The following is a 15169-nucleotide window of genomic DNA, read 5'->3' on the forward strand; positions in this document are numbered from 1 at the left end:
CCGGCAGTGACCAAGCGTAACGTCTTCAAATGGACCGGCATCGGCATGCTGGTGTTTGTGCTGGGCAGCGCGCTGTCGTTGTACGGCTATGGCCGTTTTGCCGATCGCCAACGCGGCCCGGTGAGTCACGCGTTACCGGCGACCGCCGTGGCGACACCGATCGACCGGGTAGTTGCGCCATTGCAGCAGGCGCATGCCAAACAGACCGGCATGGTGATCCTGTCCGACAATATCGATGCGTTTGCGGTGCGTGCGCTCACCGCGCGTGCGGCCGGGCGCAGCCTGGACCTGCAGTACTACATCTGGCGTGCCGATTTCACCGGCAATCTGTTGCACAACGAGCTGCTGCGCGCGGCCGACCGCGGTGTGCGCGTACGGTTGCTGCTGGACGACATGAATATCCACGGCAGCGATTCGGTATTGGCGGCGCTCGACAGCCACCCGATGATCGAGATCCGCCTGTTCAATCCCACCCGCGCGCGCGAAGGCACGCTGATGCGCGGCGTAGAGATGGTGCTGCGCATGTTCAGCATCAACCGACGCATGCACAACAAGGCCTGGATTGCCGATGGACGCATTGCGGTGGTGGGTGGGCGCAATGTGGGCGACGAATATTTCGATGCTGCGCGCGATACCAATTTCATGGACATGGACGCGGCCGTGATGGGGCCGACGGTGCAACAGGCCGAACGCAACTTCGATGCCTATTGGAACAGCCCGAACGCCTTGCCGCTGGCCGCGCTGGTGACCGCAACGCCTCAGGCGCTGGAAGCGCTGCGTGGCAGCCTGGGTGCCGGCATGGCGTCGGCACGCGCGCATCCGTATGTGGAGCGCTTGCGCCGGTCGCCCAGCGTGCAGGCCTTGATGCAGGGCGACCGCCCGGTGCATTGGCTCGACCATGCGCGCATCGTGTCCGACCCGCCGGAAAAAGCCGATGGCGCGGAGCCGCAAGCGGACTGGATGACGCCGGTATTGATCGGCGAAATGGCGCATGCGCAGCGCGAGTTGAAGGTGATCTCGCCGTACTTCGTGCCGGGCGATGAGGGCATGCGCTGGATCGGCGATCTGCGTCGGCACCAGGTGCGCGTGAACATCCTGACCAATTCGCTGGCGGCAAACGATGTGGTGGCCGTGCACAGCGGCTATGCCGATTACCGGGTGCCGCTACTGCAGCAGGGCGTGCGCCTGCATGAGCTCAAGCCGATGGGCAAGCCGGACGGGAGTCTGTTCGGGTCCAGCGGCGCCAGCCTGCACACCAAGGCGTTTGTAGTGGACGACACCAGCGGTTTCATCGGTTCGTTCAACCTCGACCCGCGCTCGATGAATCTCAATACCGAGATGGGCTTGCTGTTCGAAGACCGCACCGTCACCGCCGAGCTCGAGCGCCTGTACAACCACAAGGTCAGTGCGCCGGTGAGTTACCGGGTCACCCTGGAGCAGGGCGCGCTGCGCTGGCACGACGATGCCGCGCAGCCGCCGCGCATCTGGACACGCGAGCCGGAGGCCAGTGTCTGGCGCCGGAGTGCGGCGAAGATGCTTGGGTGGCTGCCGTTGGATTCGCAGCTGTAAGACTTGCCGGCGCATGCGCGAGTAGCGCATGTCGAACGCTTACGGTGACGTGTTGCGGCTGACAAACGATTCCGCTCACCGCCAGGCAGGCGCGTCCGGCGCTCGCTACGGCATGTACCACGCGTACATGCCGGTCATGAGCGCGCTTTCCACGCCCAGCTGACGATGGCTCGCTCCGTGGTGTTGCCGCTGTTAGTGCAGGCGGTGACGGAGAGCGTTGTGTCCCACGCTCGCCTGCGCATCGCCAGCGGCGCGATGCGCATCGGGCGGCGCGAGCAAGGCTGCACGCGCCTGTGCCCAGTCGGGGCGAAGCTCTGCTTGTGGGCAATGCATGGCCGGCAACTGTTGCAGATGTGGCTGGTCGCAGTGCGCGTCGTCGATGCCATAGGCAGCGGGTGCTACCAATGCGGCACAGCGGATGTTGGCGCCTGCTTCGATCACGGGGTCGACAATGACCGAGTCCACACTGACCGGATCGATAAACAGACCGTCGTTGAGATCGCGCGTCGTCATGTTGCACCTCCGGTCCCGGGACGGCGATACCGCTGCCTCGGGTGACCCGCGCAATGCTGGGTCTTCAATCAAGTTAGCGGCAGCGACGGCGGATCTTTAGGTTGCCCTGCATGCCAATACAGCGGCGGTGTGGCCTGTGGTTGGAAGACACGGCCTGCGTGGCGGGCGCCGGGATACCGCGCTTGCCGCAGTCTCCGTGCGCTGTGGGGTGTTGCCTGCGCACGTTCGTCTGCCACGTCGATGCCCGCGGGCTGCCGGCAGTGCCGGTACTCTTGCGGGGTCGCGCCTACTGCAGCTGCGTCACGATCTCCCGCGCCATCGCGCCCAGCGGCAGGATGCGGTCCGCACCGCCGCGCTTGATCGCTTCCTTGGGCATGCCGAACACGATGCTGGTGTGTTCGTCCTGCGCCACCGTGCGCGCGCCGGCCTGGCGCATTTCCAGCAAGCCGGCGGCGCCGTCGTCGCCCATGCCGGTCATGATGATGCCGAGCGCATTGCTGCCGGCCGCACGCGCGGCAGAGCGGAACAACACATCCACCGACGGGCGGTGCCGGTTGACTGGCGGGCCTTCCAGTACTTCGACGAAATATTGCGCGCCACTGCGGCGCAACAGCAGATGTTTGCCGCCCGGTGCGATCAACGCGCGCCCCGGCATCACGCGATCGTTGTTGGCGGCCTCTTTCACTGCGATCTGGCACAGACCGTTAAGGCGTGCGGCGAAGGCAGCGGTGAATTTCTCCGGCATGTGCTGCACGATCACGATGCCCGGGCACACGCGTGGCAGAGCCGTGAGTACTTCTTCCAGCGCCTGGGTGCCGCCGGTGGAGGTGCCGATGGCGACGATGCGCTCGGTGGTTTGCGACAGCGCGCGCCCGCTTTGCGCTGGCAGGATCACGTCGGCAGTGTGTTTGACCTCTGCTTCCAGCGGCACGGCAGTGACGCGTGCGGCCAGGCGCTTGACGTTGGCGCGTGCGGCGCTGCGCACAGTGGCGACCAGCTCGTCGGCCGAATCGGTGAGGAATTGCTTCAAGCCCAGACGCGGTTTGGTCACCACCGCTACCGCGCCGGCGGCCAGCGCATCCATGGTCACGCGGGCGCCTTTTTCGGTGAGCGTGGAGCAGATCACCACCGGAGTGGGGCGCTCGCTCATGATCTTGCGCAGGAAGGTGATGCCGTCCATGCGCGGCATTTCCACGTCCAGCACGATCACATCCGGCCACTGCTGGCGCATCTTTTCGATGGCCAGCAACGGGTCTGCGGCAGTGGCTATCACCTCGATGCCGGGGGCGTCGTTAAGCACGCCTACCAGGACCTGGCGCACCACCGCCGAATCGTCGACCACCATGGCCTTGATGGTGTTGGGATTGGTGGCGGGGCGATTGAACGCTGTGGACACAAGAGATCCCTGACTCAGGCTTTGCGGAAGATCGACGGTGCCACCTGGGTGAGATCGATATCGAGCTCGCTCAAGCTTTCCGAATGGCCGATGCAGAAGTGTCCGCCCGGTTTGAGGTTGGCCAGCACCCGCAAGATCACTTCGCGCTTGGTCTGGCCATTGAAATAGATCATGACATTGCGCAGGAAGATCGCATCGAAGCTCCCCAATGCCGGCAGTGCAGTGTTGAGGTTGGCATGCACGAACTGCACACGGTCGCGCAGGCGGCGTTCTACCAACAGGGTGCCGGCATACTCGCCCTGGCCGCGCAGGCAGTAGCGCTTGAGATACGGCTGCGGAATGCCGTCGATGCGTTGCAATGCGTAATGCCCGGTGCGCGCCTTGGCCAGCACGCGCGTGCTGATGTCGGTACCGACCACCTCGAACGGGCGGCCTTGCAGCGTATCGTCCAGCACCATCGCCATGCTGTAGGCCTCTTCGCCGCTGGAACTGGCCGCACTCCAGCAACGGAACGGCAGCCCGCCGCGGTGCTCGCCGGCCAGTTTGCGTAGCAGGTCGAAGTGCTTGGGCTCGCGGAAGAAATAGGTTTCGTTGGTGGTGAGCAGATCGATCGCGGTCTGGATTTCCTCGCGGTCCTGGCGGCTTTCCAGCAACTGCAGATACTGCGTGTAGTTACTGAACTGATGTTCGCGCAGACGCTTGCCCAGGCGGCCGCACAACATGGCCTTTTTGCCCGACGAAATGCTGATGCCGGCGGCTTCGAAGATGAAACGCTGGAAGCGCCCGAACTCTTGTTCGGTGATGGCGGTGGCGGTATTCATCGGCTCAGGCCACATCCGCATCGCTGGGGAGCATGTTGTCGCTCAATCGGGCGATGCGCACGGCATGTTCGCGCCACCAGTCCGACAGCATCGGCCCAGGCATCGGCGACCCCATCAAATAGCCTTGCGCCAGGTCGCAGCCCAGCTCGCGCAGCAGGCGCCAGTCATCCGGGGTTTCCACGCCTTCGGCCACGGCGGTCAGGTCCAGGCGGTGGGCCAGTTCCAGCGTGGATTCGAGCACGGTGCGCTGGCTGCGGCTACGATGCGCGGCCTGCACGAAGCTGCGGTCCAGTTTGAGTTCGGTGAACGGGATGCTGGCCAGACGTTGCAGCGACGAGAAGCCGGTGCCGTAATCGTCGATGGACAATCCGAAGCCATGCAGGCGCAGGCGCGCGAGCATGCTCAATGCATTGGCCGGCTCCACGATGGCGCTTTCGGTGAGTTCCAGCACCAGGTCCGCCGGGCGCAAGCCGTTGTCGCTCAGCTTGGCGCACAGTTGTTCGAGAAAATCCTCTTCGCCGAGAAGCCGGGGCGACAGGTTCAATGCCAGGGTCAACTGAAAGCCTTCGCTGCGCCAATCCACCAGCTGCGCAATCGCCTTGTCGATCACCTGTTGGGTCAGGGCGTGGATCAAGCCTTCGCGCTCTGCCAGTGGAATGAAGCGGTCCGGCCCGATCATGTCGCCTTGCGGGCGACGCCAGCGCGCCAGTGCTTCCACCCCGCGCAAGCGGCCGTCTTTCAGATCGAGTTTGGGTTGATACGCCACGCGGATTTCGCCGCGCCGCATCGCGCGATCCAGCCGCGAGGCCGCCGCGCCGCCGCTGGACATCAACGGCGAAACTGCCGTTTGCACGAAGGTCGGCACACTGGCGCTGGATTCGGGCTCGCATTCCAGCACGGTGGCCAGGTCCTGCAGGTTCATCGGTTTTTCGATGCCGCCCAACACACGCACGCCGGCGCTACGGCTGAGCTGCATCACTGCATCGATCAGGGCACCGCCGCGTTGCGACACCACCACCACCGGCACGTTGTGCTGGCCGCGCGCCAGCGCATCGAGCAGTTGCACACCGTCCATGCCCGGCATTTCCAGGTCGACCAACAACAGCGAGGGCGCGTTGGCGTGGACTAGCCAGGCCAACGCAGCGTGACCATCCACGGCACCATCGACCGTGCTGGCGCCGAGCTGGCGGCACAAGGCCATGGCGTGTTCGCGTTGCACCACGCTGTCGTCGACCACCAGCACCGGGCCGGTGAGCGTGCAGTTGCAGGAGAGAAGGGCGGGGCGCATGGGAATCCTTGCGTGCATGCGGAAGTCAGGCCGCCAGCGGGGCGGCGGGGAGCTGGGCGAGCGCATCGCGGCCCAGCACGGCATCGGCATCGAGCAGGATCACGAAACGCTCACCAATCTTGCCCATGGCCTGGATGAAATCGCGTGCGATGCCGGCACCGAAACTGGGCGGCTCGACGATATCGGCCGGTGCGATCTCCAGCACTTCGCTGACCGCATCCACCAGCAACCCGAGCACCAGGTGCGCATCGCCCTGCGCAATCTCCACGATCACGATGCAGCTGCGTTTGGTGATCGCGCTGGCGTCGCGGCCGAAGCGCTGCTGCAGATCCACCACCGGCACGACTGCGCCGCGCAGATTGATCACCCCGCGCAGCGCAGGCGGCATCATCGGTACGTCGGTGGGCGTGCGGTATTCGATGATCTCCTTGATCCCGAGGATGCCCAGGCCGAACATGTCCCCGCCCAATAAAAAGGTCAGGTATTGCTGCGGTGCCGTCGGCGACGGTGCGGTGCTGCTGGCGGTGTTGTGCGCTTGCATGGTGTGCACCTCAGAAGCTGGCGAACTGCGACTCGTCGATGGCATCGGCGGTTGCCGCCAGCATGCCGATCTGACGCACGTTGGTCCGTCTTGCCGGTGCACTGAGCGCCGTGGAGTGGCTGGCCTGCACCACGCGGCGCGGGCCGCTCTTGCTGCCTGAGCCAGCGCTGCGGCCGCCCGTGCCCAGCCGGAAGAAGCCCATCAGCTGCTGCAACTGCTCGGCCTGCGCGCTCATTTCCTCGGAGGTGGCGGCCAGTTCTTCGGCATTGGCAGCGGCCGACTGCGTGGTCTGGTTCAACTGACCCACCGCCGTGTTGATCTGGCTGACGCCGGCGGTCTGTTCTTCGGAGGCTGCAGCGATTTCCTGCACCAGGTCGGAGGTGCGGCGGATCGACGGCACCATTTCACCCAAGACGCGGCCGGCGCTTTCCGCCAACTCGACGCTGGAGCCGGCCACTTCGCCGATCTCGTGCGCGGCGATCTGGCTACGCTCGGCCAGCTTGCGCACTTCCGCAGCCACCACCGCAAAGCCCTTGCCATGCTCGCCGGCACGCGCCGCTTCGATGGCCGCGTTGAGCGCGAGCAGATTGGTCTGATAGGCGATGTCGTCGATGATGCCGATCTTCTTGGCGATGTCCTTCATCGCTACCACGGTGGCGCGCACGGTGTCGCCACCGTCGGCCGCTTCGCTGGCGGCCTTGGCGGCCATGCTGTCGGTGACGCGGGCGTTCTCTGTGTTCTGTGCGATGGAGGCGGTCATCTGCTCCAGCGAGGCGCTGGTCTCTTCCACGCCTGCGGCCTGTTCGCTGGCGGCCTGTGCAAGCGCTTGCGCGGTGGCGCTCACTTGCTCGGAAGCGCTGGCCAGATTTTCGGCGTTGCGGTTGACCTCATCGACGATCTCGGTCAAGCGGGTCATGGTGGTGTTGACGTAGCGCTGCATGTCGGCGAATGCGCCTTCGTAGCGACCTTCCACGGTGTGGGTGAGGTCGCCGTCGGCCATCGCGCCCATGACCTGGATGACTTCGGAAATGCTGCGCAGATTGCTGCGCGCGCGCTCCACGGTGTCGTTGATGAAGGCCTTCTTGCCAGGCAGTTGCGCCAGCGGCGCATCGAAGTTGCCGCGGCCGAATTCGGCCACCACCCCCATCGCCAACTTCTTGACCGCGATATGTGCGCCAACCATCTCGTTGATGCCGGTGGCCATGCTGCGGAAATCGCCATCGAAGCGGGTGCTGTCGATGACCACATCGATATCGCCGGCTTCGTGTTCGGCCGACATGTGGTTGATCTCGGCGATCAGTCCGGTGAGGTTGCCGCGCACCTGATCGATGGTGTCGTTGATGAAGCGCTTCTTGCCCGGCAGCAACGGCAGTTGTGCGGTGAAGTTGCCGCGGCCGAACTCGCCGACGCAGGCGATGGCCTGCTTCTTGACCGCGATGTGGCCAGCCACCATCGCATTGATGCCTTCGGCCATGCGACGGAAGTCGCCAGTGAAGCGCTGCGTGTCGATCACCACGTCGATATCGCCGGCATCGTGTTCCACCGACATGCGGTTGACCTCGGCGACCATGCCGGTGAGGTTGCCGCGGATCTGGTCCACCACCTCGTTGATGAAGGCTTTCTTGCCAGGCAGGCGTTCCAGCTCGGCGGCAAAGTTGCCGCGGCCGAATTCGGCCACGCAGGCCATCGCCTGCTTTTTCACCGTGATATGGCTGGCGACCATGCGATTGATGCCATCGCCCATGGTGCGGAAGTCGCCGTCGAAGCGCGCCACATCGATGCGTGCGTCGATTTCGCCGGCATCGTGTTCGCGCGAGACACGATTGATCTCGTCGTTGACGTGGCGGATGCCGCTTTGCACTTTACGCAAGCCGCGCAGCACGTCGCCGGCATGCTCGTCGCGTGTCTGCGGCAGGGCGACATCGAAGTTGCCACGCGAGAAGGCGTCCAGCGTGGTGGTGGCCAGGTCCAGCGCGCCGCTGGCGATGCGGATCGCCCACATCAGCAGTGCACCGCTGATGAGTGCTGCAACGATGCTGGCGCCGAGCAGGGCTGCATGCGACAGCGTCAGCGCAAAGCCGGCGACGATCACGAGGACGGGCAGGGCCACCGCAAGTGCGGCGGTGAACCATAACTGGGTGGCGATCGGAAGACGGTGTGACATGGCGAGAGTTCCTGGGGTCAGGTAACAACGAACGAGGCGGGTTGTAAGGAGCGAAACTGCGGATGCTCAGGCCGCCAGCGCGTCCTGGTTGGGATGCAACTGCTGAATCAGGCTGGGCACATCCAGAATCAGCGCGACATCGCCGCTGCCCAGGATGCTGGAGCCACTGATGCCTTTGACCTGTGCGAACACCTTGGACAACGGCTTGATCACGGTCTGCCATTCGCCCAGCAAGGTGTCCACGACCAGGCCGAAGCGTTGTGCGCCCTGGCGGATCACCACGATGCTTTCGCGTGCCGGCGTTCTGCCGCCGAGGGCGAACAGTTCACGCAGGCGCACATACGGCAGCACGCTGCCGCGCAGGTCGATGTAGTCGCTGGCGTAGTCGGGCGTGAACTCCACGCATTCCTCCACCACATCCAGCGGCACCACGAACACGGATTTGCCCACGCCCACCTGGAAGCCGTTGATGATGGCCAGCGTCAGCGGCAGTCGCACCGAGATGGTGGTGCCCAGCCCGGCAGCGCTGTCGATCTCGACCGTGCCGCGCAGGGCGGTGATGTTGCGTTTGACCACGTCCATGCCGACGCCGCGGCCGGACAGGTTGGTGACCTTTTCTGCGGTGGAAAAGCCCGGTTCGAAGATCATCGCGAACACTTCGCGGTCGCTGAGCTGGCGGCCGGGTTCGATCAGGCCGCGCTCGAGCGCCTTGGCCAGGATGCGGTCGCGGTTCAAACCGCCGCCGTCGTCGGTGATCTGGATGACGATGCTGCCGGAGTCGTGATACGCGTTGAGGCCCACGGTGCCGCGTGCGGGTTTGCCGTGTGCCACGCGCACGTCCGCCGGCTCGATGCCGTGGTCCATCGCGTTGCGCACCAGATGCGTCAGTGGGTCGCCGATCTTTTCCACCACCGACTTGTCCAGTTCGGTGTCTTCGCCGGCCACCACCAGCGCAATGTCCTTGCCGAGTTCGCGCGCCACATCGTGCACCACACGCTGGAAGCGGCTGAAGGTGCCGCCGATCTTGACCATGCGTAGCTGCAGCGCGCTTTCGCGCACGTCTTCTACCAGGCCGGCCAGGATTGAAGCCGATTCCAGCAGTTGCGCATCGCCGGTGCGCTGCGCATTGGCATTGGTGCTGCTGACCGCAATGATGAGTTCGCCGACCAGATCGATCATGCGATCTAGCTTGTCGGCATCCACACGGATCGAGCGCGCATCGTTGTTGCGTCCGCCCGCATCGGGCGCGGTGCGGGCCGGCGCCGATGCGGCGTTGGGCACGGCGGCAAGTACGCTGACCGGCACCGCGACAACCACCGGCTCGCTGATCAGCAGCGTGGCGGTGTCGGCTGGTGCAGGCACTGCGGCGATATCCAGATCGCAATCGTCGCGGACGAATTCGAACACCTCTTCGATTGCGGCGCGGTCGGCATCGCTGCGTAGCAGGATCTGGAAACCGAGGTAATTGGCTTCCGGGTCGAGGTCTTCGAACTTTGGCAATTGGCTGTAGTCGGTGCCGATCGACTCTACCGACCCGAGGCCGCGCAGATTGCGGATCAGCTTGAGCGGCGAGTTGCCGAAGCGCAGTGCGTCGGCGAAAAGTTTGAGCGAGATGCGCCAGTAACCGCTCTGTTTTTCAGGCGTGCTGTACTGGATGGCGGCAGCGGTGACGCCGCAGGCGCTGCTTTGCAGATAGGTCTGCAGCTGCGCCAATAGCGGTTCGGCTTCGGCAGCCAGCGCATCCGCATCGGCATGGCTGGGGTCGGCGGCAGTCTCCACCAGTGCATGGATATGATCGCAGCACACCAGCAGCAGCCCGATCAGTTCCGAGCTCAACGTCAGCGCTTCATCGCGCACCAGATCGAGCACGCTTTCCACCACATGGGTGAAGCCGACCAGCTGCGGCAGATCGAATAATCCGCCCGAGCCCTTGATGGTGTGCGCGGCACGGAAGATCGCATTGACCGCATCCGGCGACGACTCGCCACGCTCGGCTTCGAGCAGATGCCGTTCCATGTCTTCGAGCAGGTCCCGGCTCTCGGCCAGGAAGGTCTGCATCAGCTGGTTCATGTCCATGCGCGCGTCACCCGTCCGTTAGTGAATCTGTTCGCCGAGGCCGGCAACCGCATGCGGGTACAGCGCTTCGAGCAGGCCGAGCAGTTCGATCACATCGACCACCGCACGGCTGGAATCGGTCAGCGAAAACGGCCGTCCATCGGCCTGGATCGCCTGCTTGGTGGCCAGCAGCAATTGCAGGCCGGTGGTGTCGATTTCGCTCACTGCCGCCAGATCCAGATGCACTCCACCCGGATGCGCCAACGCCGGCTGCAACAGCGGCTTGAGTTCGGCGGCGCGACGAATCGTCATCTCGCCCTCAAGGGCAAGCGTCAACGGCGCGGGCAGATCGGGAGATGGAGTGTTCATGGGTGCCTCAAGCGATGGCGCACGTTGGGTGCGATGACGCGGGGAGAAGGTCGCGGTGACATGGATCTGCGTGGCGTGCTCTGCACACAGGGTCATGCCGGTCTATGCAGGTATCGGCGCCTAGCTGGAATATTTAGGCCAAATTCAGTCGAATGACGTAAATGTGAAATCTTCTAGCAGTTCTGAAATTAACTGCTCAGGTTTGTCGCAAGCAGGCTCATAAGGCGTTTGTCCTGGACAGTCCCGGGACAACGTGCGCGTGTTTCAAACACGGCGGAGCAGTGCGCATCGAGCAAGGGCAAGGGCTGCGAGCCCGTTGCGTGTGACGCAGATTGGCGCGATATCGAAGATGTCTCGCGCGCACGCCATGCACACAGGTGGTGCTCACCTGCGTGCATGGCGTGTGGTGCTGTCGAGTCTGTTGCGACGCCGTCAAACGCGGCCTTGCGCTTCAGCCCGGTGTCAGTGCGGCCAGCAAACCGCGTGCGGCGTTGAAGCGGTCTGCGCCTTCGGGCATCGGCAACTTGATGCGCAGTTTGTCCGGGCCATCCATGGTGTAGATCTTCGGCTGCTTCTGGATCATCTGGATGACGGTCATCGGGTCGATCGACGGCTTGGCTTCGAACACCAGACGCCCGCCGTTTTCGCCCAGATCCAGCTTGCGGATCCCCAACGCATTGGCCTGCAGCTTGAGCTCGGCAATCGCGAACAGGTGCTTGACCGGATCCGGCAGCAAGCCGAAGCGGTCGATCATCTCCACCTGCAATTCGCGCAAGGCATCGGTGTCGCGTGCACTGGAAATGCGCTTGTACAACGTCAGGCGCGTATGCACATCGGGCAGGTAATCCTCGGGAATCAGCGAGGCCACGTGCAGCTCCACTTCGGCGCCGCGCGCTTCTTCGCCGGCATCCAGATCGGGCAGTTTGCCTTGGCGAATACTGCGCACCGCGCGCTCCAGCAGCTCGGTGTACAGACTGAAACCGACCTCGGCCATCTGGCCGCTCTGGTCTTCGCCGAGCAACTCGCCGGCGCCGCGAATTTCAAGATCGTGCGTGGCCAGCGTAAAGCCTGCACCCAGCTCGTCCATCGAAGCGATGGCTTCCAGACGTTTTTCTGCATCGGAGGTCATCGAGCGCCGGTCCGGCACCACCAGGTACGCATAGGCGCGGTGATGCGAACGGCCCACGCGGCCGCGCAGCTGATGCAACTGCGCAAGACCGAAGCGATCGGCGCGGTTGATGATGATGGTGTTGGCGTTGGGAATGTCGATGCCCGATTCAATGATCGTGGTCGACAACAGCACGTTGAAGCGCTGCTTCTGGAAATCCAGCATCACCCGTTCCAGCTCGCGCTCGGGCATCTGCCCGTGCGCGATGCCGATGCGCGCTTCCGGCACCAGCTCGGACAGATCGCGTTGCATGCGCACGATGCTTTCCACATCGTTATGCAGGAAGTACAGCTGACCGCCACGGCTGAGCTCGCGCTGGAATGCTTCGCGCAGCAGCGTGTTGTCCCAGGCGGTGATGAAGGTTTGCACCGCTAGCCGGTTGGGCGGCGGGGTGGCGATGATGGACAGATCGCGCAAGCCGGCCATGGCCATGTTGAGCGTGCGCGGGATCGGCGTGGCGGTGAGCGTGAGCAGATGCACGTTGGCGCGCATCGCCTTGAGCGCTTCTTTTTGCCGCACACCGAACCGTTGTTCCTCGTCGACCACGACCAGGCCCAGGTCCTTGAACTTCACATCCGGCTGCAACAAGCGGTGCGTGCCGATGATGACGTCGATATCGCCACTGGCGACCTTCTCCAGCTCGGCCTTGATTTCCTTGGTGCTCTTGAAGCGCGACAGCACTTCCACCTTCATCGGGTAATCGGCAAAGCGGTCGCGGAAATTGCGGTAATGCTGTTCGGCCAACAGGGTGGTCGGCACCAGTACGGCGACCTGCTTGCCGGCACTGGCCGCAGCAAATGCCGCGCGCACCGCGACCTCGGTCTTGCCGAAACCGACATCGCCGCAGACCACGCGGTCCATCGGCTGGCTGCTGCCCAGATCGCGCAGCGTGGCGTCGATGGCGGCAAGCTGGTCGGTGGTCTCTTCGAACGGGAACCCGGCTGCAAACGGCTCGTACATCGCACGGTCCACCTGCAGCGCCAGGCCTGCGCGCGCGCGGCGGCGGGCCTGGATTTCCAGCAGTTCGGCAGCCACGTCGCGCACCTTCTCGGCGGCTCTGCGCTTGGCCTTGGTCCATTGCTCGCCGCCCAGCGAATGCAGCGGCGCGGTCTCGGCCGATGCACCGGAGTAACGGCTGATCAGATGCAACTGCGCCACCGGCACATACAGCCGGTCGCCCTTGGCGTATTCGATTTCCAGAAATTCGCCGGGCATGCCGCCGGCATCGAGCACGATCAGCCCGCGGTAGCGGCCCACACCGTGATCCTCGTGCACGATCGGCGCGCCTTCGGACAGCTCGCCCAGGTCGCGAATGATCGCTTCCGGCTCACGCCCGACCCGGCGCGTACGGCGCGGTTGGTTGGCCCGCTCGGGAAACAGCTGGCGCTCGGTCAGTACCGCAATCTGCGGGTCGTCCAGCGCAAAACCGTCTTCCAGCGCTGCCACCGTGATGCCGAAACGCAGCTTGGTCGCCGCCAGGAAGGCCGGCACATCGGCCACGACATCCGGCTTGAGCTGGGCGGCGGCCAGCACTTCCATCAAGGCTTCGCGGCGGCCGGCCGAATCGGCGGCGACCAGCACACGGCCCGGGTAGTGGCTCAGGAACGAGGCCAGTGCCTGGCCAGCCGGCGCGTCTTTTGCGGCAACCGGCAACGGCGGCAACGGTTGGTCGCCGAGCGCGGCGGCCTCGTCGATGCGCGCATGGTCGCTGGCCCACACCTCGATACGCGCCAGCTTGTTGAGCCGCTCGCGCAGCGCATCCGGCGATTGATACAACTCCTCCGGCGGCAGCAGTGGGCGTTCCACATCGTGGCGGCGCTGTTCGTAGCGATTCTGCGCCTGCGCCCAGAACGTATCGGCTGCGTTGGACACGCCAGTAGCGATCAACGGTAGCGCGCGCTTGTCCAGATAATCGAACAGCGTGGCAGTCTTGGCGAAGAACATCGGCAGGTAGTACTCGACCCCCGACGGCGCCAGACCCGATTTGAGATCCTGATACAAGGCGCTGCGCCGGGTATCCACATCGAAGCGTTCGCGCAGGCAGGCCAGCACGCGTTCGATGCTGGCGTCGTCCATTGGCACTTCGCGGCCGGGCAACATCTTGACCGCGTCCACCTTGTCCAGCGAACGCTGCGATTCCGGGTCGAACACGCGGATCGAATCGATGTCCTCATCCAGCAACTCCACGCGCAGCGGCGTGGTTTCGCCCATCGGAAACACGTCGAGCAACCCGCCGCGCACCGCAAAATCGCCTGGGTCCATCACCTGCGGCACATTGCGGTAACCGGCGCTTTCCAGGCGGCGTTTTTCCGCATCCAGATCCAGTCGCTGGCCGACCTTGAGATCGAAACTGCCGCCGACGATGTAGCTCAGCGGCGCCAGCTGCTGCATCAGGGTCTGCACCGGCACGATCACCACGCCCTTGCTCAGGCCGGGCAGGCGATGCAGGGCAGCCAGGCGCTGGCTGATGATTTCCGGGTGCGGGCTGAACTGGTCGTAGGGCAGGGTTTCCCAATCGGGAAACGGCACCACCGGCAGCGTCGCGTGCTCGCCGAGCAATGCGTGCAGATCGGCTTCGATCTGGTGCGCGCTCTGGTTGTCGCGGGCGATCACCAGCAACGGGCCGGCATGCGCTTCGGCAGCGCGGGCAATCGACCAGGCCAGTGCAGTCGGAGAAGACGGAGAGCGCCAGTAGGCGCGGAGCTGGCCAGACTTGGGCAGCGGCGGCGAGGGATAGGTAGGCTGCGGCATCAGTCCGCGATTTTATCAGAGCGCCCGCAGTGCCCGGTCCATCTGGCGTGAAAGCTGGTGTTGGCTCGCGCGCGGAGAGCTTCGCCAAGTTCTGCTGGCTTGTTGCTGTCGTTCTGGTGACTGGCCGACTGCAGGAGCAACCGCTGAGCGGGTCGAAGGCCCGGTGCCCTCACCGTTTGCGGGACACGCCGTGAATCCGTCCGTGGAGGCTCGGTGGCGGCATCCATGCCGCCACACGGTCCCGCAATCGGTGAGGACACCGCGCCAGCACGTTGGTCGGTCGTCAGAGGAGGGTCATCAGACCGAGACCGCAGGCGGTTTCTTGGGCCCTGTATTGGTTCGGTAGGCCGTCAATAGCACCGCTCACCGCGCCTGGCTCGAACCGTGCACACCGACCTTTTGACTGGTCCTTGCCCGCCTACCGGCACGGGACCTTACGCGGCATGGATGCCGCGTAAGAGCCTTATCTGTTCGGAATCTGGCAGTTTAGGTGTCGAGAGCCGGCGTGGGCTGCCGTCAGAGCCTGGATCTCAG

10 protein-coding genes and 1 other RNA gene are annotated in these 15169 nt (G+C 64.6%); 2 read left to right on the plus strand and 9 right to left on the minus strand.

Annotation, left to right across the window (positions count from 1 at the left end; genetic code table 11):
- The first annotated feature begins 6 nt into the window (after positions 1 to 6).
- Entirely contained in the window at positions 7 to 1569 is a 1563-nt protein-coding gene (locus VC212_RS10705; RefSeq protein WP_323515298.1) for a phospholipase D family protein, read from the plus strand.
- Positions 1570 to 1681: 112 nt separating this feature from the next.
- A non-coding RNA gene (locus VC212_RS10710) (sX9 sRNA) lies at positions 1682 to 1757 on the plus strand.
- Positions 1758 to 1761: 4 nt separating this feature from the next.
- On the opposite strand, the gene VC212_RS10715 is transcribed toward VC212_RS10710, so the two are convergent.
- The 9 genes from VC212_RS10715 to mfd all read right to left on the minus strand — a co-directional run bounded on the left by VC212_RS10715 (position 1762) and on the right by mfd (position 14635).
- On the minus strand, positions 1762 to 2082 hold the full coding sequence (locus VC212_RS10715) for a hypothetical protein (RefSeq protein ID WP_323515208.1): 321 nt from the start codon (positions 2080 to 2082) through the stop codon (positions 1762 to 1764).
- Positions 2083 to 2368: 286 nt separating this feature from the next.
- Positions 2369 to 3496: a chemotaxis response regulator protein-glutamate methylesterase gene (locus VC212_RS10720; protein ID WP_323515297.1), complete on the minus strand. Its 1128-nt coding sequence runs from the start codon at positions 3494 to 3496 to the stop codon at positions 2369 to 2371.
- On the minus strand, positions 3493 to 4299 hold the full coding sequence (locus VC212_RS10725) for a protein-glutamate O-methyltransferase CheR (RefSeq protein WP_323515207.1): 807 nt from the start codon (positions 4297 to 4299) through the stop codon (positions 3493 to 3495). The genes VC212_RS10720 and VC212_RS10725 overlap by 4 nt, the downstream gene beginning before the upstream one ends.
- Positions 4300 to 4303: 4 nt before the next feature.
- Positions 4304 to 5587 (minus strand): EAL domain-containing response regulator, encoded by a 1284-nt coding sequence (locus tag VC212_RS10730; RefSeq protein ID WP_323515206.1) that lies wholly within the window; start codon positions 5585 to 5587, stop codon positions 4304 to 4306.
- Positions 5588 to 5612: 25 nt separating this feature from the next.
- A complete protein-coding gene (locus VC212_RS10735; protein WP_055850401.1) occupies positions 5613 to 6128 on the minus strand; it encodes a chemotaxis protein CheW in 516 nt (171 codons plus the stop codon).
- Between the two features lie 10 nt (positions 6129 to 6138).
- Positions 6139 to 8292, minus strand: coding sequence for a methyl-accepting chemotaxis protein (locus tag VC212_RS10740; protein ID WP_323515205.1), 2154 nt, complete (start codon positions 8290 to 8292; stop codon positions 6139 to 6141).
- 66 nt (positions 8293 to 8358) lie between these two features.
- Positions 8359 to 10368 carry a chemotaxis protein CheA gene (locus VC212_RS10745; protein ID WP_323515204.1) on the minus strand — a complete coding sequence of 670 codons (2010 nt, stop codon included), beginning with the start codon at positions 10366 to 10368 and terminating at the stop codon, positions 8359 to 8361.
- A gap of 18 nt (positions 10369 to 10386) precedes the next feature.
- Positions 10387 to 10716: an STAS domain-containing protein gene (locus VC212_RS10750; RefSeq protein ID WP_115513439.1), complete on the minus strand. Its 330-nt coding sequence runs from the start codon at positions 10714 to 10716 to the stop codon at positions 10387 to 10389.
- A 451-nt stretch (positions 10717 to 11167) separates the two neighbouring features.
- Entirely contained in the window at positions 11168 to 14635 is a 3468-nt protein-coding gene (gene mfd / locus VC212_RS10755) for a transcription-repair coupling factor (RefSeq protein ID WP_323515202.1), read from the minus strand.
- Positions 14636 to 15169: the final 534 nt, after the last annotated feature.

It is taken from the genome of Xanthomonas sp. WHRI 8932A (assembly GCF_035012785.1).
Classification (GTDB): Bacteria; Pseudomonadota; Gammaproteobacteria; order Xanthomonadales; family Xanthomonadaceae; genus Xanthomonas.

Excerpts from the sequence above, each read along its gene's own strand:
- VC212_RS10715 (WP_323515208.1), bottom strand. The coding sequence starts at position 2,082 with ATGACGACGCGCGATCTCAACGACGGTCTGTTTATCGATCCGGTCAGT.
- VC212_RS10735 (WP_055850401.1), bottom strand. The coding sequence starts at position 6,128 with ATGCAAGCGCACAACACCGCCAGCAGCACCGCACCGTCGCCGACGGCA.
- mfd (WP_323515202.1), bottom strand. The coding sequence starts at position 14,635 with ATGCCGCAGCCTACCTATCCCTCGCCGCCGCTGCCCAAGTCTGGCCAG.
- VC212_RS10730 (WP_323515206.1), bottom strand. The coding sequence starts at position 5,587 with ATGCGCCCCGCCCTTCTCTCCTGCAACTGCACGCTCACCGGCCCGGTG.
- VC212_RS10740 (WP_323515205.1), bottom strand. The coding sequence starts at position 8,292 with ATGTCACACCGTCTTCCGATCGCCACCCAGTTATGGTTCACCGCCGCA.
- VC212_RS10750 (WP_115513439.1), bottom strand. The coding sequence starts at position 10,716 with ATGAACACTCCATCTCCCGATCTGCCCGCGCCGTTGACGCTTGCCCTT.
- VC212_RS10725 (WP_323515207.1), bottom strand. The coding sequence starts at position 4,299 with ATGAATACCGCCACCGCCATCACCGAACAAGAGTTCGGGCGCTTCCAG.
- VC212_RS10745 (WP_323515204.1), bottom strand. The coding sequence starts at position 10,368 with ATGGACATGAACCAGCTGATGCAGACCTTCCTGGCCGAGAGCCGGGAC.